Consider the following 21,215-nt stretch of genomic DNA (forward strand, 5'->3'; position numbering starts at 1 on the left):
CGAAACGGGCCGTCATGCGGCCTGGATCCGCGTGCCGCCATCTTCCAGCGAGATCGAGAGTGTCGCATCTCGCTGGGCGGCGTTTTCCAGCCGCCATTTTGCCAGCGGAGTGACCACGAGGCGTTCCAAGGCCCGCTGGAGGGGCCTGGCACCGAAACGGTGGTCGTAACCGTCCCGCACGAGCGTGGCGAGCAGCTCTTCGGACCAGCTCAGGGTCAGCCCGCTGGCGGCCAGGCCCTCGCGCTGGTTGAGGTCGTGGAGTTCCTTGAGGGCAATGTCACGCACATGCGTCTGCGCCAGTGAATCGAAGGTGACGACCGCATCGAGGCGGTTGAAGAACTCGGGACGGAAGAATTTCTTCACGGCCGTTTCAAACGCGGGCGGAACCTGGTCCGCTCCAAAGCCCATCGCACCGCGTGAAGTGGCCCCCAGGTTGGAAGTCATCACGATGATGGCGCTGCGAAAGTCGGTCACCCGGCCAAAACGGTCTGTCAGACGGCCTTCATCCAGCAGACCCAGCAGCGCGTCATAGACTTCAGCAGCCGCTTTTTCGATCTCGTCAAAAAGCAGCACGCTGAAGGGCTGGCGGCGCAGTTTTTGGATCCACGCAGCCGCGTCGCCATCCGGCGCATGCAGCAGGCGATGCGCCGCGCCCCAGCTTCCGTATTCGCTCATGTCCAGGCGCACGAGACGCTCCTTTTCCGTCCCGGAGCCGAAACAGAACTCGGACATCGCCCTGGCCAGCGCGGTCTTGCCCACGCCCGTCGGCCCGCAGAACAGCATCACGCCCTGAGGCCGCCCAGGATCGGTCATCCCGGCTTTGATGCCCGTGATGACGCGTGCGGCGGCCTCCACGGCCGCGGGCTGGCCGATGATCTGTGCGGCGAGCGATTCGCGCACCTCGTCGAAAGGAAGCGGCCATTCATCCCGCAACAGGAGTTCAGGCAAACCGGTCTGCTGGACGAACAAGGCCAGCACATCGTCGGCATCGACGCGGCGGGAGTCCAACGTCTGGCGCCCTGCCCTCTCGGCGAGTTTCCGAATGAAGGCTGACGCCGGGCCTGGAAAAGCAGCGCAGGGCTGGAAGCGCCGAAACAGCCGGTGAACGAGTGTCACGCTTCCGGGAGCGAATTCGAGCCTTCCAGAGGTCGCGCAGGCATGCGCGACTCGTTCCAGCACATTGCGTGCTTCATTGTCACCGAAGGCAGGCACGTGGACGATTTGAAAAACGTCCAGCAGGCCTGGCATGAGTCTTCGGCAGGCATCCACCTCTGCTGGCGAGGCTTCCGCGATCATGTGCAGCTCGCGGCGTTGTAAAAACGGCAGCAAAAAGGCGCCCACGCTGTCATTGGCCTCCGCACCTCCCACGCGTAGCAGCTCGAGCAGGTTCTCCGCGCAGAAGACGCCTTCGATCTCGCTCAGTTTCTGGATGAACTCCTCGCAGCGCTCCTCCCACTGACCGAGGTACTTCATTCCCGCGATCATGCGTGCGCCGCTGCCACGCCAGCAGCGCCAGGTGCGCATGGAGTTGTCACTCTCGTCATCAGCAGTGAGTCGCGCCATGCGGCGGGCGGCGTCGGTGATGATGGTGCTTTTGCCGCAACCTGGCTCACCCACGAGCAAAACGTGGACGCGTTCCGTCGTGAGCTTGCGCAGTACCGTCATCACCTGTGCGTCGCGACCATAGGCGGCCGAACTCGGCCCACGATCATGCAGCAGCGGATCCGCCACGGTGAAAAGCACCTGCATGTCCTCGCGTTCGCGCATCGGCGTCTGTCGCGTGGAGCCTGCCACCTCGCGCACACTCACCTGTTCGAGCCATGCGTTGCGTGGCGGCAGTTTCAGCGCCAGATCCGCGGGTGTCATGCCGGTGAGGTGGTCTTTCACGTAGTGGCGCACCAGTTCTTTGAGCTGTGCCTCGTTGTGAAAGTGAAACCGCAGTTCCAGCACCGGGACTTCGCATACCGGCAGGCCGTTCTCTGCTTTTCCGGTCACACACGGCACGCGCAGCGTCACCGTTTCCGGACTGGGGATGAGACGGTGGCCGGTCTCGTCTTTGTATTGCGCACGCACCTCCACCTTCACCTCTCGCAGCTGTGGCTCCAGCAGTTCAGGGTCGATGCTCCAGGATTCATGCTCGGCACGCCAGGCCAGTGCCTCACTGAGCTGCCTCAGCACCTCCTGCGGCGTGGCCCCGCAGGCAGATGCGTTGCGGTAGTCTCCCACCAGCAAGCCGGTGACACCACCGCTGGCATCACGCCAGAGCAGGACGGGGAAAACATGCGTCGCCATGGTCAGGAATCAGTTCGGAGATTGAAACAGCGCGTCCAGTTCTTCCGGGAGTGGCAGAGCGGAGAGGTGAAAGGCGCGGAATCCGTCTTCGTCCGCGTCTTCTTGCACAGCCAGGCCGGTGTGATGGCTGAGGATCTGGTGATTGGAACGCGCCGTCATCACCACGGGTGCTTCTTCCACCGGGATGGACTGCGCGAGGCGCTGAGCCAGCTCGTTGGCGGTCGCGCAGGTGAGCCTCTGCACCTCCAGCGTCTGCAGGGAACCGTCGTCTTCCAGCAGCCAGCAACCCCGCAGCGGTTCCAGCAAACGCGCGACATTCAACCCCGCCGTCCAGATGCCGGTCTGGAACGGCCGCAAAGAGTCAGCCAGTGCGCCGACCGGCTTCACTTCGCAGCCCCAATGGCTGCTCAAGAGCCTCAGCACTCTTTCCTGAAGCGCTTTGGCATGGCCCATGGCACGCGGCCCCTTCCCGCGAATGACCAGGCCAACCGCCGCATAGTCATGGGGTTCACCTGTCATCAACTCCAGCAGTGAAAGCTCCCGCACACATGCGAAGACGGGCGTCTCGGCGATTTCGAGGCTCGTCGCGTCGAGGTCGGCGAGTTCGCTTTGATGCAGCTCGGCTTCGCGTGCGCGGTCAAAGCGTGGATTGCCGGAAAGGTACTGGCGGACGACGATTTTCACCGGACGTGCACGGGAAACGGAAAGCACACGGCTGCTGCTGACGGGGCGGGCCTTCAGGCTGTTCTCCGCTGCCTGCAACACGCGCTCCACACGGCGCACCTGTTCACGACAATGGTAGTAGCGTTCCTGGGCCTGGGTGAGCGCATCGAGCTCGACCTTGCCGCCCGGTGCATGCGCTTCGATGCTGTCGGTCAGTCGGCCCAGCGCGTCATAGGCCGCATCCAGCACCGCTGTCGCAGGAACGCCGCCCCGAGAGAGTTGTTCAGGCCAAAACACGGTGCGTTCCACCGGGCGCAGCTCCCGAGTGTGCAGCGTGAACTGTTGATCAGCGCAACGCAGCTCAATCCGCAGCGGAATGCCCGGTGTGCGTGCCGCGAGATCGGCGGCGAGCGGTTGCGCCACTTCCCGCTCGATCACGCGTTTCAAAGCGCGTGCGCCGAGCTGCGGATGATGCCCCAGCTCCACGAGCCGTTCGGCCGCCGCCGCCGTGAAGTCAAAGAGGCACTGGCGTTGCCGCAAACCATCGCGCTTCAACACATCGGCCAGCAGCCGGTTGGCGATCTCCGCCAGATGTTCACGTTTCAGTTCGCGGAACGGCAGCACGCGGTCCAGCCGGTTGAAAAACTCCGGTCGGAAGAACTTTTCCGCCGCCTTGACATACGCCGCCTCCATTTCGGTCTCCTGAACGCCACCGAAACCGATGCGCGAGCCCGCCTCGCGAACGCCGAGATTTGAGGTGAGCAGGATCACGCAGCTCGTGAAGTCCGCCACGCGACCGAGCGCATCGCTGAGCCGTCCTTCGTCCAGAACGCCCAGCAGCATGTCAAAAACCTCGGGGGCGGCCTTTTCGATCTCGTCAAACAGCACCACGGAGAAGGGCTGCCTGCGCACCGCGCCTGTGAGCAGCCCGTCTGGCTGCCCCGGCGTCCCGGTGAGCCGCGGCACGGCAGTCGAATCCACCATTTCGTTCATGTCGAAGCGCAGCAGACGGTCCGCGCTGCCGAACAAATGCTGCGCCAGCGCCTTCGCGCACTGCGTTTTGCCCACACCCGTCGGTCCCAGCAGCAAAAAGGCCGCCAGGGGCCGGCGCGGATCGTTCAACCGTGCCTTGAGCTTGATGAGCACATCCGCAAAGGCATGCAGCACCTCGTCCTGACCGCTGACATGTTTCAGGAGGTCGTTCACGATGCTCTCACGGCTGAGCGCCTGCGTGCTGTCGAGCATCGACAAGTGCAGGCCGCTGCGCTCGCGAAACTCTTCCAGTGCGGCGTGACGGTCACAGGTCCCGCCTGCATGCTTGACTGAAAGACGTTGGAGGAAGCCCGCCGCCTTGCCTGGAAACGCCGCATCGCTCGCGAAGCGGCGATGCAGTTCATACACGGCCGGCACCACTTCGATGGAAAACGCACAGTCATGCTGCCGCTCCATTTCACGCGCGGCGCTCACCAGAATGCGCAGCGTGTCCGCCTCTCCCGGCTCCGTCACCGGCACCACATGAAAGAGGTCGGCGAAGGTGCGGTCACGCTCACGCAGCACCCGCCATGATTCGGGCGTGATCTCCGCCAGCAGGCGCAGGCTGCGCTTTTCAAGACGCGGCTTCAGAAGTTGCGCCACGCTCAAATCGCTGTTCGCGCTCTGTCCGGCGGTGAAGAGACCGGGCAGGTCGTCCAGATAAAGCACCGCGTCGTTCTTTTCGACGTGCTCGCAGATCGCCTGCACGCGATTCTGCCACTGGCCCACGTAGCTCATGCCGCTGATCAGCCGCATCGGTGAGACGAGCCACACATTCCGCCTCTTGGTCCACGCCTTGTCCGCCATCATGCGCCAGACGAACTCCTGCACGAGGGCGCTTTTCCCGACCTGACGCGGTCCGACGAGCAAAAGGGCACGCTTGTCCGGCAGGCGCAGCCAGCGCTCCAGATCCGCCACTTCCGTCTCACGGCCGGTCGCTCGTGGCAGATCATCGGGATACATCGAGTTCAGCAGCCGGCCCACTTTGCGCAGTTCGGCCTCGCCATCGGGCTTTTTGTCGCTGCCGCCGAAAATGGAGGCCCGTCTGGCTGGTTTCGCCTTCAGCGCATTGAGGGCCGGCTTGATCTTCACCTCCAGCACGGTCAGCCGGGCCTTGCCTTCCTGCGGCAGCGCGTAGTCATCGAGATCGACGCCGTCTCCCTTCTTTTCCATCTCGCGAAAATGCTGGGTCAGCACCTCCACCGCGCGTTCGTTGAGCCGCTGATCCTTCAGCACCTCAAAATGCACGTTGGACAGCCTGGGTGTGAACCAGAGCTTGCGCCCCAAGGCCTCGTAACCTGCCAGAAAGAAGCGTCGAAGATGCGGGCCGCTCTTCAACTCGATGCGCAGGTCCAGCGTCCTCGTGTCATAGTCCGGCAGCAGAGACCAGTGGGCCAGCTCGTCATGCCGGGTGTCTTGCGAAAGCTCCAGCAGCTTCGTCTGCAGGTCGGATTGCATCTGCGCGAGAGCACGCGAGAGCTTTTCCGACTTCCGCATGGGCTCATCACGATGCAGGGGCCTCAGCACAAACAGCGGCGCCTCCCCCGCTCCGCGTGAGTGCTCCTCGATGTAAATGGGCAGCGTGATCGTCATGACAGCTCCTCCACGGCCTTCGCCAGTCGTGCCTCGATCAGGCGTCGCATCGCCGCATCCGGCTCCGAACGTGCCCACTCAGACTCGGCAAGGATGCTGTCGGAGATCTTGTTTTCGTCAGCGTTGAAAAGCCGGCGCGGTTTGCTGGACTTGTCGGTGATGAATCCAGCGCGGTGGACGCCAGCCGGAGGCACGTAATCGGCGAGCTGCGTCGCTCCCGCCTCCACCAGGCAGATCCGGTGCACGCCGTTGCTGACGTGCTTGTGCAGGCCCGCCTCATGAAGGAAGCGCGGATGAAACAACTCGCCGCGCAGATGCAGCAGGGCTCCCACCCAGCCGCCCGGCGGTCTGGCCATTGGTTCGTTCACATTCTTCGGAGGTTCGCGGCGCGGCTTGCTCTCCGGCGCATCCCGGCCTGCGGGTGGCAGCACAAATTCGAAGCCCAGGAGCTTTCCACCCAGAGCAGCGGCGTGGTCGAGGTAAATGCGAATCATCTGCTGCATCCAGCCGCGCTCTTCGCTGTAGATGGCGACCACGACGTCATCCGGCTGCGTGAAGCTCAGGCGGAAAAAGTCACGCTGAAGCTGCTGACGGTCGTTTTGAATCTCTGACAGGCATTGGTGCAGTGCAGCGGCGTCAAAACCGCCTGCCAGATGAAAGGTGCCGAGCGTGTCCGTTTCCAGACCGTCCATGCGCTGAGTGAGCCTGGCCAGGTCTCCCAGCAAGCGGCGCAAATGCCCCAGCCGCGCCATGCGCTCCTGTTCGTCGCTGCTGAGCCAGCCGCGTTTTGCGCTTCGTCGTTCCAACACGGCCAGGATGGGTACTTCATTCTCCAGCGCACTCACGGTCGAGCTTCGTGCCAGCTTTGACAAACGGCGGCGGAGCGTCACCACCTCGTCGGCGAGTTTCAGCGCTTGCTGCGTGGCTGCGGCGTCCTCTTTGGCCTGATGCTGGCGTACTTCGATCACCAGCGCCTGCTTCACGACATTCACCGTGGCCACGAGCGGCTGGCGATGCCGCACGTCGTTCAGCGCCTCGGCCAGCGGCACCATCAGCTCGCGCTCCAGCACACGTTTCAGCGGTCGTGCGCCATACTTTGGGTCGTGCCCGCGATCTGCCAGATGCTCCTCCACTCCGGGACCGAGTCGCAGATCCACAGCGCGCAGGCGGAGGCCGTCACGCTGTCTGAGAAGGTCCAGATGACGCCGGGTGACACGTAGCATGAGGTCGCGACTCAGGGCCCGGAATCGCAAAATGGCGCCGAGGCGATTGTAAATCTCCGGCCGCAGAAACTGGCGTGCCGCTTCCTCAAAATGGCCGCTGCTGTCACTTGCCGCACCGCCGGGAAATCCCACGGCGCCACGCTGAAAATCCCGCGCACCGAGGTTGGAGGTCATGATGACCACCGTGTTGCAAAAGTCTGCCACCCGCCCCGCGGCGTCGGTGAGGCGTCCATCTCCGAGGATCTGCAGCAGCAGGTCAAAAAACGCCGGATCGGCCTTTTCGAACTCGTCCAGCAGCAGCACGCTGAACGGCTGCTCGCGCACTCGGGAGGTCAGAAGCCCCTCGGGCTGACCTGCACCGCCGATCAACCGCTGAACCGACGCCGCATCACTGAACTCGCTCAAGTCGAAGCGTGCCAGCCGGTTCGCGCTGCCAAAAAGGAACTCCGCGAGAGACTTCGCCAGCTCCGTCTTGCCCGTGCCCGTCGGTCCCACGAACAAAAACGACGCCAGCGGCTGCTTGGGACGGTTCAGGCGGGCTTTCACCGTCACCAGCAGATCCAGCACCGCCTCCACCGCCTGCGGCTGGCCGATCACCCGCTGCGTGAACCACTGCCGTGTGGCATCCAGGTCGAGCGGAAGATCATCCTTCAAAAGCACCTCTGGGAGCCCTGTCTCCCGGGTGAAAGCGGCGGTGACCTGCGCCACGCTCAGCAGCGTCTTTTGTTCCACCGGCTGCTCCGTGACCAGCGTCGTGAGAAACCGGACCGGACGTCCCGGGTTGGCTGAATACGTGGCGTAACGGCGATGGAGCTGGTGCAGCCAGTCGAGCGCCGCGTCCGACCGTGCGTGGTCGCTGTCCTTCCGTGCCAGATGCAGAAACACCTGGTCCAAAATGCGCCGCGTGACCTCTGGAGCCGGCTCCGGCACGCGAACGTGCAGAAATGCGCCCGCGATGTGCGGATCACGCCGCTCAATGACCGCCAGTTGCTCCGGCGTGCATTCCGCGATGGCGAGAAGCTCGCCGCGAGCGATCCATGGCCGCAAAAAACTGGCGATGCTCTGTGCATTCGCGCTGTGCTGGCCGACCTCCATCAGTTCGACCAGATTTCCCAGATGCAGCACCGATTTTGTCTTCGAAGCCTCGCGGCACAGGTCCCGGCAGCGCTCCTGCCACTGCCCGAATCCTGACTGGCCGGCGATGAGCTGCGCGCCGCTGGTGCTCCAGACACTTTTTCCAGTCATGCGTGCCAGTTCCCGCACGGCAGCCGTCTTTCCCACACCTGGCGGCCCCACGAGCAGCACGCTGGCAGGCTGTCTTGACTCCAGCGCCTCGCGCAACAGATGCAGCGTGGCTTCCATCTCGAACGCGGGCGCCGTGTTCTGCCGCGTGAGTTTCACCGCCACCCGGCGCAGCACCGACTTCTCCTTTTTCTCCCCGTCCTTCTGTTCCTCCAGCTCACGCGGTGTCTTGATCTCGGCCGTGACGCTGAGCTCATCCACCCGCAACTCACGCACAATCTGCGTCTTCGCCAGGCGCTCCAGGGAAACGCGTTTCACACGATCCACGAGTGCCAGCCGCACATGAGCCTCCACGCGTTCGGCGATCTGCTCCGCCTTTGCAGCGATCACCTGCACACCAAGCGCCGGAATGAACGCCAGATGCAGATCGTCGGCCTCCGACCATGCGAGATAATCAAAACGCAACTCCACCGGCGTCCGCCAGTCGGCGCGCTTCTTCGGCGCTTCCAGGGTGATCGTGATCTGTTCCACGCGGCCGTCCCTGCCCGTGACCCGACGATGCAACGTCGGCACCGGCACGGCTTCAGGGTCTTTCAGCAGCGCCGTGATCTTTGAGCGCAACCCCACCGTCGCGCGTCCGGCTTTGTCGCCCAGGCTCGAGACCTCGGGAAACCCATGACACTCCACCAACTCCAGGTCATCGCCCAGGCCGAGCGTGACGGCTTGCACATGGATCGTTCGTTCAGGCATTCAAAAACGGGACGACCATGCTCCCGAAAGCGCGGCAGGAGGCAAGCATCATCACGTGCAGCACGGACACGCCTGCACCCAGTGTCCCGGCGACACCTCTTTGAGGCGCAGGTCCATCTTTGTGCTCTCTTCCCACTTCGGATGCTTCATGCGATGCCCAAAAGCGCAACCGGCCGGCGGATTGATCGGCGAAGGCACATCACCACGCAGCAATTGACGCTCGCGACGCTTCGTCGGGTCCGCGATGGGGATCGCATCGAGCAAAGCCTTCGTGTAGGCATGCCGCGGATTCTTATAAAGCTCCGCCGCAGGTGCCATCTCGACGATTTTGCCAAGGTACATCACCGCCACGCGATCGCTCATGTGCTGCACGACGCTCAAATCATGCGCGATGAACAGATACGCGAGCCCAAAGTCCCGCTGAAGCTCCAGCAGCAGGTTCAAGACCTGCGCCTGAACACTCACGTCGAGCGCGGAGACCGGTTCGTCGCACACGATGAGCTTCGGCTTCAACGCGAGCGCTCTCGCAATGCCGATGCGCTGCCGCTGACCGCCGCTGAACTCGAAGGGATACTTGTGCACGCCATCTGCCGGCAAGCCGACGCGTTTCAGCAGCTCCGCCGCCCATTCGCTGCGCTCGGCTCGCGCACCCATCTTTTGAATGATGAACGGCTCCTCCAAGATCTGCCCGATGGTGTGACGCGGGTTCAGCGACTCCGCCGGATCTTGAAACACCATCTGCAACTCCCGCCGCAGCTCGCGAAGCTGCCCCTGCGACTTCGTCGAGATGTCGTGGCCGTTAAACTGGATGCTCCCCGCCGTCGGTTTCAGCAACCGCACAACCGACTTCGCCACCGTGGACTTCCCGCAGCCGCTTTCACCGACGAGTCCGAGTGTCTCGCCCGGTTGCAGCTCAAAGCTCACACCATCCACCGCCTTGCACGTCGCCTTCGTCGTGTAAAACACGCCGCCACGCACCGGGAAGTGCATCTTGAGGTTTTGGACGGAGAGGAGACTCATGAAGCAGACAGTTGTTGGGCAAAGCACGCGCAGGCCTCGACGCCATGGCCGCTGCCGCATTCCTTCCAGGGCTGGCGTTGGCTCAAAACGTCATCGCTGTGCTTGTTGGGGCAGCGTGGGGCGAAGCGGCAGCCTTTGGGCATGTCTGCTAGGCTCGGGACCATGCCGGGGATGACCGGAAGCGGGGTCTTCGGCGGATGATCGAGCTTCGGCAGACACTGGATGAGGCCTTGAGTGTAAGGATGGAGCGGCTTGGCGAAGATTTCGCTCACGGGGCCGCGCTCGACGATGCGGCCGGCATACATGACGATGACTTCATCGCACACCTCGGCGATCACACCGAGGTCGTGCGTGATCAAAATGACGCTCATGCCGAGGTCTTGCTGCATGTCACGGATCAGCTCGAGAATTTGAGCCTGCACGGTCACATCGAGCGCGGTGGTCGGTTCGTCGGCGATAAGGAGCTTCGGCGTGTTGATGAGCGCCATCGCGATCATCACGCGCTGACGCATGCCGCCGCTGAGTTGATGCGGATACTCGTTCAGACGCTGCTCCGCGGCCGGAATGCGCACTTTGTTCAGCATGTCGAGGCTACGCGACAAAGCCTCACGCGGCTCGATTCCGGGCTCGTGGAGCAAAACGGCCTCGCAGAGCTGTTTGCCGATGGTTTGCACCGGATTGAGCGCGGTCATCGGCTCCTGGAAAATCATCGAGATGTCGTTCCCACGCACTTTTCGCATGTCCTCGGGCGAAAGCGTGACCAGATCGCGATTTTCGAAGCGGATGCTGCCGCCGAGAATTTTGCCGTGCGGTTGAGGAAGCAGTCGCGTGATCGAAAACGCCGTCACGCTCTTCCCGCAGCCGCTTTCGCCGACAATGCCGAGCGTTTTGCCTTTCGGCACCGTGAAGCTCACGCCATCGACAGCCACCACACGTCCGGCGTCGGTATCGAAGCCGGTGACGAGATTTTCGACCTGGAGGATGGGTTCGCTCATTTGATCTGATACTGGTCAAAGATTCGATACACCTCGCCGAAGGAGCGGCCGTCGCGGATCGCCTGCTGCGTCTCCTTGCGGGCATCCTCGTCGATCCAGTGCACATGCGTGTCGAGCGGGAGCTGGCTCTTCTTGAGGTTGCCGTCGCGCGGCCATTTGATCCAGCGCCAGTGGCCGAAGCGGTAGGCGGGGCTTTCCCATGCGGGGATGGAGATGCATTTGTCCTCGACCATTTGCTGGAGTTGCCAGCCGAGGCGCTGAACCTCGTCCTCCGTCTGTGCCTTGCGATACTGGTCGATGAGCGGGTCCATGGCCGGATCAGCGTTCATCGTGACGTTGTTGGTGTCCGGCACGAGCTTGCGGGTGCCATCGGGCTGCACCTTCCACGCGTTGTCGCTGTGATAGTATTCCCACAGGCGTGGAAATGGCGGCTGCGCGGCCCAGCCGGCCATGACCATCTCGTGGTTCTTCTGGTCCATCTTCTTGAAGAGCACGGTCATGTCGAGCTCTTCCAGGTTGATCTCCAGACCTGCCTTCATCGCCTCCTCCTTGAGGCGCAGCGCCATCGGCACAAACGGGCCCTGCGGCAAGGAAAGGGTGACCGAGAGACGCTTGCCGGCCGCGTTGACGAGCACGCCGTCCTTGCCGGCGGTGCTGAAGCCCGCCTTGGCGAAATGCTCGCGCGCCTTCGGCACATCAAAGGGCCGCGCTTTGACATTCGGGTTCGTGAAGCGTCCGAAGCCCGCGAAGGTGCTCTGCATGCGCGTGTAGTCGCCGCGGAAGTCCACATCGATCACTTTTTGGAAGTTCAGGGCGTGCGCGATGCCGATGCGCACGTCGAGACTATCGAGCAGCGGCTTGCTCTGGTTGATGTAGATGCCGCGCGAGATGCGGGGGAAGTCATTGAAGAACTTCTGCCGCTCGATGTAGCCGTTGTAGAACTCCGGCACCTCGGACTTGTCATACCAGTAACGCGGCAGACCGAGCGCAAACCAGTCAATCTGGCCCTGGCGGAACATCTCCCAGGTCTTGTCCATGCTGCCGACGACTTTGTACTCGATGAAGTCGGGATTGAAGCGGTAGCGGTAGTGCTTCTTGTCGCGTGCCCACCAGTTCTTCAGGCGAGTGAGCGTGATGGAGCGGCCTTTTTTGATGCCTTCGGGGAAAATGTCATACGCGCCCGTGGTCGGAAATTTCCGCCACTGGTAGCGGGCGGGATAGTCATCGGTGAACTCCTTGAAGAAGTGCCGCGCGAGCGGCTGGAGGTCATAAACGATGTACATGCGGTCTGGTTTGCTCTCCGGCATGTGGAAGGCAAATGTGCGCTCGTCATAGCGGGTGATGCCGGTGAACTCCTTCGTGTAGTAGTCGTTGTACCACGGGTCCTTCAAATAGGGCGACTGCATGACGTAGAAGGTCATGAAGTAGTCGTCGCTTTCGATCTTCACGCCGTCGGAGAAGGTGGCGTCTGGATCGATGCGGAAGTACATCGTCTTGCCGTCTGGTGAGACCGCCCACTCCTTCGCGATGCCCGGTGCCCAGCCGTCCACATTGAGATGCGGCTGGATGAGGTTCACATTGATGTGATCCCAATGTTCCGAGCGGAAGGAGCCGTTCGCATCCGGGCCGACAAAGCGGAACGTGGCGGGAAACGAGTCGATTTGATCGTGGAAGACGCCGCCCTTCTTCGCATCGGGATCGCCCATTTCCGGCAGATCGCCGCCGTTTTCCCATTTCAGGTCCGCCGGCAGATCCGCAGGCGTTTTGAAGCGGAAGAAGTCCGGCTTCGACTTGTAGTAGGCCTGCACCTCCGCGGTGTTGTCATAGGGCGGAAAGCGGTCGTCGGCCTCGCAGGGAAGAACGGTGAGCCAAGAGCAGAGCGTCAGTAGCGCCGCGAAGGTGCTTCGCGTGCGGGTTGGCTCTTGGCGCTTGGCTCTCGGATCTCGGCTCATTTGTAAGTGGTGAACTTTTTCGGATCAAAGGCCTCGCGCACGGCCTCGCCCACGAAGGTGACGAGCACGAGCACGATGACCATGGCGGCGAACGCTCCGCTGACGATCCAGGGGTAATTGAAATTTTCCGTGCCTTCGTGCAGTAGGCGGCCCCAGCTCGGCTCCGCGGGCGGCAGGCCAAAGCCGAGGAAGTCCAGCGAGGCGAGCGCGGTGATGATGCCGGCCACTTTGAACGGCGCGAGCGTGACGAGGATGGCGATCGTGTTCGGCAGGATGTGCTTGAACATGACACGCAGCGGCCCAGCGCCGAGCAGGCGGGCGGCGGAGACGTAGTCGCGCTCCTTTTCGCGATAGGTCGCCGTACGCAGGTAGGTGGCGGTCTCCATCCAGCCAAACACGCCGATGATGCCGACGAGGATAATCATCGTCGGCTCGACCAGCGAGCTCACGATCATCACGACAAAAAGGAATGGCAGCACCGACCAGATTTCGATCAAACGCTGGCCCAGCAGGTCAGCCAGGCCGCCGAAGTAGCCGAGCACGCCGCCGATGGTCACGCCCGCGGCGAAGACGAAGGTCAAAAACAGCACGGAGGCAATCAGCGCCTGCTGCCAGCCGCCGTAGAGCACGGCGAGGATGTCACCGCCCTGCGAGTTCGTGCCCAGCCAGTGCCCCTGACGCCACGACGGCGGCGAGGGAGGGTAAATCACCGTGAAAAGCTGCTCACCGCCCGCCGCTTGGAGCGCCGCGGCCTTACCACCGGTGAAGTCATCATATTTCACCCGCCCGCCCTCTTTGAAGGTGGCCTTCTCCACCTGCTCGCCATTCACATCCCAGCCCATCATGTCGCCATTGAGCACGCCGTGACGGAAGGTGAACTCCTGGCGCTTCTGCACCGGCTTCTCGCGAAAGACCGTGTAAGCGCGACCATTGAAAAGCTGCGTGCCGCCGGGAGCGAGGAGCTTGCCGGAGGCATCGCGCTCGAGCTGTTCGATGATCTCGTCGGAGTCGAGCTTCGGCGCGTACGGAACGAGCGGCATGAGCACCCAATCGCCCCTGCTGGCTTCGCGGAACTTCTTTTGCAGCTCGCGGTAGTTCGTCTCGCTCTCGTAATCGAGGCCGAAGGCCTTGCCAGGGATCACATCGCCACGCAGAAAGGGAAACGACCACTTTCCATCATGGCTGACCATGAGCGCCTGCTTGCCGACGAGCAGATTGTCCAGCATGGCGAGGCCCGCGAGGCCCAGCAGAATCAAAAAGGACAACCAGCCGCGCTTGAGCGAGCGGAACCGGCGGAGCTGCTTCAAGGTGAGCGGGCTGAACTGCCACTCGCGTTTGCCACGCAGCTGCAAAGACACGCCGCAGGCCAGAAACACCGCCAGCAGCACCCAGCCGGGCCATACCCCGGCGAGAAACGGAATCTTCAGCACCGGCACACGCAGCCCCGCGAGCTGCTGCGCACCGGCGAGCAGCGTGAAAAACGTGAGCGTGTGACCGAGAGCGCGAGGTGACATGGTTTATTCAAATCGAATGCGCGGGTCCATGCAGGCCACGAGGTAGTCGGAGAGGATGTTTCCCAGCATGATGAGAAACACATCGATGGTCAGGATGCCCATCATCAGCGGCACATCGCGGTCCAGCACGGCCTGGAAGCTCAGCATGCCGAAGCCGTTGATGTCGAACACACGCTCCACGAGGATGGAACCGGCCACAAAGATGGTCACGATGCCGCCAAGCGTGGTGGCGATGGGGATGAGCGAATTGCGCAGCGCATGGCCCACGACGGCGAGGCGGAAGCTCGCTCCCTTTGCCACCGCGGTGCGCACGTAGTCGGAGGCCAGGTTGTCCATGAGGTTGTTCTTCATCAGCATGGTGATGAAGGCGAAGCTGCCCACCATGTAGCACACCAGCGGCAGCGCCCCGTGATGCACGAGGTCCCAGGCTTTTTCGAGAAAGCCCATGTCGGCAAAGTTTTCGCTCGTGAAGCCTCCGGTGGGGAACCAGCCCATGCGGGCGGCCAGGTACACCACCAGAATACTGCCCAGCACGAACCCCGGCACCGCGTAGCCAATGAAAATCAGGATCGAGCTCGCATTGTCGAGGAAGCTGCGATGCTTGATGGCCTTCACCACGCCCAGCGGGATGCAGATGATGTAAGTGAGCACAAACGAGATCAGCCCGTAGAAGATCGAAACCGGCATGCGCTCCAGCATCATGCCGCCCACCGGGTCATTGTAGCGGGTGGAGATGCCCAGATTGCCCTGCAGCAGCCCGTTGAACTCCGGGCGGAAAACCACGAAACGCTGTTTCTCCGGCTCAAAGCGGGCTTTCCAACCGGGGACGAGGTTTCCAGACTTGTCACGCACCTCGCCTTTCTCATTCAGCACGGCCTCGATGAGCTCGTAGGCGTTGTTGGGCTTCCATTCAGCTTTGGGCAGCAGACGCTTCAGCGTGCCGCTCGCCTCTTTTTTGCCATCCTCGACTTTGATCACCTGCCGGCTCTCCTCGCTCGGCAGTGCACCGAGCCACATGAGGTAGCCGATGAGGTAGGGCTTATCGAATTTGAAGTGAACGAGGAGCTGCTCCTTCTGCTCCTCGCTCAGCGATCCACCGGCGTCACGCTGGCTGCTTTTGGCGTTCAAAGCCATCGCCTGCCGCATCATCGCCTCCACCGGCCCGCCCGGTGCCATGCGGACGATAAAATACACCGCCATCGTCGCCCCGACGAGCGTCGGCAGGATGAGCAAAAAGCGGCGGATGAAGTAGGCGGTCATTCAGCGGGTATCGGACGGAGAAAGTGAAAAATCTCTGACATTACGGCCGTGAGCACAAGGATTTGTGTGCGATTTGCACCAGAACACACGCTGTCGGCCTCTGATCGCGGGAACCGCAAGCGCGGACGGCTGCGTATTCGTTCGTGCCACGCTTGTCCGATGAAAAAACTCACCGCACTTCTGATTTCAGCCCTGCTTTCATCCTGCGCGGTGCCTTACCTGCCTTTCAGGGCGGGAAGTTCCGCCGCGGACATCGTGGTGCCGGCTCACTTTCGCTCCGCTGCACCGCATGTCATGGCCAGCATCAACGACCGGGCGCCCATCGCGCTGCTGTTCGACACGGGCGCTGTGACCAGCGTGTTCGAACCCGACATCGCGACCGCCACCGGGCTGCTGCCTGCCAGCGGCCAGTCCGTGACGATTCGGGGGGTGCACGGCAGCACCTCGGCCACACAGGCGATGATGCAGACGCTGAAGATCGGCTCGTGGCGCGCAGACCATGTCCCCTGCCTCGTGCGCAGCCGCTCCGCTTTCCGTGTTGGTGGTTTGGGCAGCGCGATCCTCGGCATCGATCACTTTCGCCGCCACTGCACTTTTGTGACCATCGATTACCGTCGTGGTGGCCTCGAAGCTGGTTTCTCACGCCCGTTTCAGCCGGGAGGCTCACATGCGACGCGTGCTCCGTTTCGATGGGTCAACGGTTTGCCGGTCATCCGCGTGAATTCCGGCGGTGATTCGTGGGACGCGGTGGTCGATACGGGTTCATCGTGGGGGATTGTCATCGATCAGGACACCGCATCGCGGCTGGGACACGCGCGTGGCGGCTTCAGCATGGGAGAAGGCCTCATTCTCAGTGGTGTCGGCGGCAGTGTGAGCGCAGACAAGGCGGGCGCACGCGTGGTGCGTGGAACCGGAGGCGTGAGCCTCTGCGGTGAGACCCATGCGGCGGCGGCATTTTATGTCATGCCAGGGCCGAAACGCGTCGGCTCGCGCTATTGGGCGGGTTCGCGTCTGACACTCGACTTTGTCACCAAAACCCTGTGGCTGGAAAGATGATGGCGGCTGCGGTTGACAGCGGGAGTGCCCCGACGAATGGCTTGCGCTGCATGAACTGGCCGCCCCTGCTCGTGATCTCGCGCATGCTGCAATTGACCGGCTTCCTGCTGGGCGCGACAGGCTGCGCGGAGTCTTTTGCCGTCAAAAACGAGGCGGTGTCCGCCGGCATGCAGCAGCAACTCCAGGCGCAGGCCGTGCCCGCCTCCGAGCTGAAGGTCAACAAGGACGGCCTTCGCGTGCGTTCCGTCAGCACGCCGCCTGCGGAGGGGGTGCTGAAGGTGCCGATGTACTATGAGAACGGGGTGCCCTACCTCAAGCTGAGCCTCAACGGGCGCAAACCAAAGAAGTTCATGTTCGACACAGGCGCGACTTTCAGCGTGTTCGACGCGGAACAGGCGGTGGAGTATGGGTTCAGGACAGTTCCGCAGGTGCGGCCGACGATGTCGGGTGTCCTCGGCAAGGAACCTGGGATGGCCGCCATCATTCCCACGCTGCAAATCGGCTCCTGGAAGGTGCAAAACCTGCCCTGCATCATCCGCATGCAACGCACGGCCTGGGGCACCAGCATTCTGAAGGAGCATCTTGGCATTTCGGTCATCGGCGTCCATCTGGCCGCCCAGCACTGCAAATACGTGACGCTCGATTTCCTGAAGGAGCAGTTCGAGTTCGGCTTCACTCGCAGCTTTCCGGGCCAGACCCGGAAGCGCATGCACAAGACAAACCTCAGCATGGCTCAAGGCGTGCCGACGACGCATTTGAAATATGGCAAAATATCGTGGGATGCCGTGGTGGATTCAGGCTCGATTTTCGGCGTCCAACTCGATCAAAACATCGCCCGGGTGCTCGGTTACCGCGATGGCGGCTGGCACGTGGGAGGAAACTATCTCATCACCGGTGTCGGAGGTGCCCAGACGCCCAAGGACGCCCAAGTGCGCGTGCTTGAGTTCAACGCATTGGGGTTGTTCGGTTCCTACTACCCGTTCGCCGAAGTGGACGTCATGCCCGGCCCATCGCGTCTCGGCACCTACCTGCTCGAAGACTACCGCATCACCCTCGATTTCGAGCACAAGGTGCTCTGGGTGGAGTGGTGATCTCAGCGGGCGCTTGGAGGGCAGGCGTTTCGGCTCCGTGCCGACGTGTGCGGGGGACCTCGCGCCTGGATCGTTGGCGAACTTCCCGTTTCCACACTTGCCCCGGCCGTTTCCATCAGCAATTCAAGCGTCGGATCGAGCTGCGAGCGCCCTCCAACAGAACAACACCTGTCGATCAGCAACTACATGACCTCCACCCGCCTCATTCGCGGCTTTGCCACTTTTTGGATCACGACTTTCTCCGGCGTCCTGCAAGCCGCGCCGTGGATCGTCGAAAACGGGGAACCGCGGGCCGAGATCGTGATTGCCCAGCAGCCCGCGCGCAGCGTGCGCCTGGCGGCTGCCGACCTGCAAAACTACGTTGAGAAGATCAGTGGCGCACGGCTGCCGATCGTCACCGAACCGAGCGGGAAGGCGGTCAAGCTCTTCGTGGGGGACAGCCCGGGCACCGACAAGCTCAAGATCACCGCCGAAGGGCTGAAATACGGCGCCTATCGTCTCGTCTCGGGCGGCGATTGGCTGGCCTTTGTCGGAGACAACACGGACTTCGTCCCACCCAAAATCTGGGCCCGCCGGGGAGGCGACGCCGGCGAATACGCCCGGGTGCAGCAGGAGTGGGAAGCTGCGGCAGGCGGCCCTTGGAACCGACCGAGGATTGCCGATTCCGTCTGGAGGGCTCGTCGCCAGATGCCGGCCGATGTCGGCCTGCCCGACGCGGCCCCGCGCCCTGGAAAGAACAATCGTTTCGAAGTGTGGACGCATGACGAACGGGGATCGTATAACGCGGTCACCGCCTTTCTGCAGGATCTCGGCGTGCGCTGGCTGCTGCCGGGTGAATTGGGCGAGATCGTGCCGCGGACGAAATCAATCGCCCTGCCGCAGATCGACCGGACCGTGCATCCCGACTTTGAGATTCGCACCTTCCATCTCAACATGGGCGAATGGGCCTGGCGGCTGGGGGCGCGTCATCCGTTCAGGCCGTTGACCGAGCACGGCATCACCCTGTTGCAGCGCCAGGAGCTTTTCGACTCCCATCCGGAGTGGTTCGCCCTCTACGGAGGCAAGCGGGACATCAAACAATTCTGTTACTCCAGCGAAGGGCTGTTTCAGGAAATGCTGCGCTGTGTCCGGGCTCAGTTCTCTGTTTATGATTTCGAGGGCGTGTCGGTGATGCCGCCCGACGCCTTCATCGCGATGTGCCAGTGTCCCCTGTGCAAAGGGAAAGATGATCCGGCTCGTCCTCCGGAAGGCAGGCACTCGAACTATGTGTGGGGCTTCGTCAACCGCATCGCCAAGGAAGTCGCCAAGACGCACCCGACGAAGCTCATCTATAACGTCGCCTACAATTACTACAGGCTGCCACCGACGGACATCGCAAAGCTCGAGCCGAACGTGCAGGTGATCCTCTGCAACGGTCGGCTTCCTCCGCACATGCCCGCGGCCAAACAGGACGAATTGCAGGCCTGGCGCGAAAGCTGGCTGTCGAAAACGGACCGCCCGTTCGAGATGTATGAAAACTACCCGTGGACGAGTCGCGACCACTACAAGCCCAGCTTCGCCGCGGGGGCGATCGGCCACGACATCAACGCGACCAAGGGAGTTTCGCGCGGCGAAAGCATTTATCTGAACGCCCTCGGGACAAAGTTCGACGCCCGCGCTGCCTTCAATGCGTTCCAGATCTACTTCACGGCGCGGATGTATTGGGGCGGCAAGCAGCAAGACGCGGAGGCCTTGTTGGACGAATATTGCCGCCTGCTCTACGGCCCTGCCGGCGACGCCATGAAGGCGTTTTTTCGCTATTGCGATGCCAACTCGTCGGACATGGAGAATGAAAAGTCGAAGGTCGATGCGGCGCTGGCCCTGTTCGATGGAGCGAAGGCGAAACTGGAGCCATCAAGCATCGAGGCGCGGCGTCTCGCAGCTCTGGACGAGTTCCTCAACGGCTTGCGGGCGAAAGCGGCGCAGCTCGGGCAGAAGCGCGGCCTCGTGCCAAAGCTGCGCCTGGTGGGCGACGCCAAGGGCATCGTCATCGATGGCCGCCTTGACGAGCCTTTCTGGCAAAAGATCAACCCCGGATCCGTGGGCCGCCTGCGGGAGGTGCAAACCGGCCGGTGGCCATCCCTGGGGACCACCGTGAAGGCCGGTTGGGACGACAACAACCTCTACTTCGCCGTGCGCTGCGAGGAGACGCCCGGTGGGAAGCTGAACGTCACGGCGGCCAAGCGCGACGACATGGCGATCTTCCTCGGCGACACCGTTGAAATCCTGTTGGAAACGCCCAACCACTCCTTTTATCAAATCGCCGTCAATCCTGCCGGAGTTGTTTGCGATCTCGATCGAGCTGGAAAGGGAATCTCTGATTGGGACTCCGAAGCCGAGGTCGCCACGCACGTCGATGACGACCAATGGACGGTCGAAATCCGCATTCCCGTCACCAGTAATACGGAGGACCCGCTGCACCAAGTCGTGGGCCGCACGCCGTCGATCAGCCTGCCGTGGTTCGTCAACGTCTGCCGGCAGCGGGTGCGAGGGAACGAGGCCGAGCATTCGGCCTTCTCACCTACAGGACACAAAGGCTTCAATCATCCCTTGAGCTTCGGGCACCTCTACGCCGGATTGTCGCACACCTTTGAGGCCGATCCGACGGCGACGAATTTTCTGACGGCAGTCAGCGCGGCGGCCAGCCTGCCGAAGGCCGAGGCGATGGCAGCGCTGGTTGCCTTGGCGGACGGGTCCCAGGGCAAACTGACCGACCTCCAACAATCCCAGGCGCTGAAACAAGCGGCCGCTGCGGCCAGCTCATTGAAAGATCATGCCCGCGCCGAAAAATTGGCCGCCCGCATTCCCATCGAAGCCGAGCGGAAGAATGCCCAGATGGTCAGTCTGCTCTCCCAGCGAAAGCCGAAGGAAGTCATCGAACGCTTTGGCAACGAAGACCTGACCCTTTGGCCCTTCTGGGCGGCCGGAGAAGGCTGCTTCGCCCGCGGCCAAGCTTATGCCGCCGTCGGTCAACGGGTCGAGGCCCAGGCCGACTTCAAGGCTGCGCTCCCGCTCACCAGCGATCCTCGCGTTCGCGACAGCGTGCTCAAAGCCCTGCAGAAATTGACCGGCGGGAAATAGCCCGTGAGACAAAAGGAATGCTCACGCGCAGCACCTTGAGGTTAGGCTCGTCTGCGAACTTATTGCTCGAAGACTACCGCATCACCCTCGACTTCGAGCAAGGTGCCCTGGGGTCGAGTGGTTCAATCTCGCCCTCGTTCGGAGGCAAGGAGAGTGAAAGAACGGCGAGGAGAATTATAATTTCCAGAACATGGATTTCCGGTAGCGTGTGGCCGAAATGAACATGTTGCCGGTTCCAGCTCACGGTTTGGTGGATCTCAAGTGCCCGAACTGCGCTTCGCCGATGCCTGAAGGCACCTGGGACACGAAATATGGCGTCGCCCACTGCGGTTACTGCGGATCTGCCGTGTCTCTTCCCCGGAACTTCAGGCCCCGCCTCCGCATGCCGATGCCTCCTGGGATTGGAGTTTCA

The 21,215-nt window shown here is 62.4% G+C and carries 11 protein-coding genes; 3 read left to right on the plus strand and 8 right to left on the minus strand.

Translation table 11 applies throughout. The features are described 5' to 3' along the window. Positions 1-12: 12 nt before the first annotated feature. Genes IAE77_RS11910 through IAE77_RS11945 form a run of 8 tightly spaced genes read right to left on the minus strand, consistent with a single transcriptional unit; the run spans position 13 to position 15,536 of the window. Positions 13-2,292, minus strand: coding sequence for an AAA family ATPase (locus tag IAE77_RS11910; RefSeq protein WP_294226623.1), 2,280 nt, complete (start codon positions 2,290-2,292; stop codon positions 13-15). Positions 2,293-2,301: 9 nt separating this feature from the next. Next, positions 2,302-5,580 (minus strand): AAA family ATPase, encoded by a 3,279-nt coding sequence (locus IAE77_RS11915; RefSeq protein WP_294226626.1) that lies wholly within the window; start codon positions 5,578-5,580, stop codon positions 2,302-2,304. After that, positions 5,577-8,795 (minus strand): AAA family ATPase, encoded by a 3,219-nt coding sequence (locus IAE77_RS11920; RefSeq protein WP_294226629.1) that lies wholly within the window; start codon positions 8,793-8,795, stop codon positions 5,577-5,579. The genes IAE77_RS11915 and IAE77_RS11920 overlap by 4 nt, the downstream gene beginning before the upstream one ends. Before the next feature lie 51 nt (positions 8,796-8,846). Then, the gene (locus tag IAE77_RS11925) at positions 8,847-9,815 is read right to left on the minus strand and encodes an oligopeptide/dipeptide ABC transporter ATP-binding protein (protein ID WP_294226632.1); all 969 of its coding nucleotides are present in this window, start codon (positions 9,813-9,815) and stop codon (positions 8,847-8,849) included. After that, positions 9,812-10,810, minus strand: a complete 999-nt coding sequence (locus tag IAE77_RS11930) for an ABC transporter ATP-binding protein (RefSeq protein ID WP_294226635.1) — start codon at positions 10,808-10,810, stop codon at positions 9,812-9,814. Before IAE77_RS11930 ends, IAE77_RS11925 begins: the two co-directional genes overlap by 4 nt. Beyond that, complete coding sequence (locus IAE77_RS11935) at positions 10,807-12,762, minus strand: extracellular solute-binding protein (protein ID WP_294226638.1); 1,956 nt, start codon at positions 12,760-12,762, stop codon at positions 10,807-10,809. The genes IAE77_RS11930 and IAE77_RS11935 overlap by 4 nt, the downstream gene beginning before the upstream one ends. Continuing rightward, positions 12,759-14,276 carry an ABC transporter permease subunit gene (locus IAE77_RS11940; protein WP_294226641.1) on the minus strand — a complete coding sequence of 506 codons (1,518 nt, stop codon included), beginning with the start codon at positions 14,274-14,276 and terminating at the stop codon, positions 12,759-12,761. The genes IAE77_RS11935 and IAE77_RS11940 overlap by 4 nt, the downstream gene beginning before the upstream one ends. 3 nt (positions 14,277-14,279) lie before the next feature. After that, complete coding sequence (locus IAE77_RS11945; protein WP_294226644.1) at positions 14,280-15,536, minus strand: ABC transporter permease; 1,257 nt, start codon at positions 15,534-15,536, stop codon at positions 14,280-14,282. A 294-nt stretch (positions 15,537-15,830) separates the two neighbouring features. Here IAE77_RS11945 and IAE77_RS11950 point away from each other — a divergent pair, with 294 nt between their 5' ends. The 3 genes from IAE77_RS11950 to IAE77_RS11960 all read left to right on the plus strand — a co-directional run bounded on the left by IAE77_RS11950 (position 15,831) and on the right by IAE77_RS11960 (position 20,803). Further along, positions 15,831-16,592 (plus strand): retropepsin-like aspartic protease, encoded by a 762-nt coding sequence (locus IAE77_RS11950; RefSeq protein ID WP_294226647.1) that lies wholly within the window; start codon positions 15,831-15,833, stop codon positions 16,590-16,592. Positions 16,593-16,642: 50 nt separating this feature from the next. Continuing rightward, the gene (locus IAE77_RS11955) at positions 16,643-17,683 is read left to right on the plus strand and encodes a retropepsin-like aspartic protease (protein ID WP_294226651.1); all 1,041 of its coding nucleotides are present in this window, start codon (positions 16,643-16,645) and stop codon (positions 17,681-17,683) included. Between the two features lie 186 nt (positions 17,684-17,869). Continuing rightward, on the plus strand, positions 17,870-20,803 hold the full coding sequence (locus IAE77_RS11960; protein WP_294226654.1) for a DUF4838 domain-containing protein: 2,934 nt from the start codon (positions 17,870-17,872) through the stop codon (positions 20,801-20,803). Positions 20,804-21,215: the final 412 nt, after the last annotated feature.

Source organism: Prosthecobacter sp. (genome assembly GCF_014879935.1).
In the GTDB taxonomy this organism is placed as follows: domain Bacteria; phylum Verrucomicrobiota; class Verrucomicrobiia; order Verrucomicrobiales; family Verrucomicrobiaceae; genus Prosthecobacter.

What these genes read in the sequence shown, in the direction of transcription:
- IAE77_RS11910 (WP_294226623.1), bottom strand. Translation starts at nt 2,292, where the DNA reads ATGGCGACGCATGTTTTCCCCGTCCTGCTCTGGCGTGATGCCAGCGGT.
- IAE77_RS11915 (WP_294226626.1), bottom strand. Translation starts at nt 5,580, where the DNA reads ATGACGATCACGCTGCCCATTTACATCGAGGAGCACTCACGCGGAGCG.
- IAE77_RS11920 (WP_294226629.1), bottom strand. Translation starts at nt 8,795, where the DNA reads ATGCCTGAACGAACGATCCATGTGCAAGCCGTCACGCTCGGCCTGGGC.
- IAE77_RS11925 (WP_294226632.1), bottom strand. Translation starts at nt 9,815, where the DNA reads ATGAGTCTCCTCTCCGTCCAAAACCTCAAGATGCACTTCCCGGTGCGT.
- IAE77_RS11930 (WP_294226635.1), bottom strand. Translation starts at nt 10,810, where the DNA reads ATGAGCGAACCCATCCTCCAGGTCGAAAATCTCGTCACCGGCTTCGAT.
- IAE77_RS11935 (WP_294226638.1), bottom strand. Translation starts at nt 12,762, where the DNA reads ATGAGCCGAGATCCGAGAGCCAAGCGCCAAGAGCCAACCCGCACGCGA.
- IAE77_RS11940 (WP_294226641.1), bottom strand. Translation starts at nt 14,276, where the DNA reads ATGTCACCTCGCGCTCTCGGTCACACGCTCACGTTTTTCACGCTGCTC.
- IAE77_RS11945 (WP_294226644.1), bottom strand. Translation starts at nt 15,536, where the DNA reads ATGACCGCCTACTTCATCCGCCGCTTTTTGCTCATCCTGCCGACGCTC.
- IAE77_RS11950 (WP_294226647.1), top strand. Translation starts at nt 15,831, where the DNA reads ATGGCCAGCATCAACGACCGGGCGCCCATCGCGCTGCTGTTCGACACG.
- IAE77_RS11955 (WP_294226651.1), top strand. Translation starts at nt 16,643, where the DNA reads ATGAACTGGCCGCCCCTGCTCGTGATCTCGCGCATGCTGCAATTGACC.
- IAE77_RS11960 (WP_294226654.1), top strand. Translation starts at nt 17,870, where the DNA reads ATGACCTCCACCCGCCTCATTCGCGGCTTTGCCACTTTTTGGATCACG.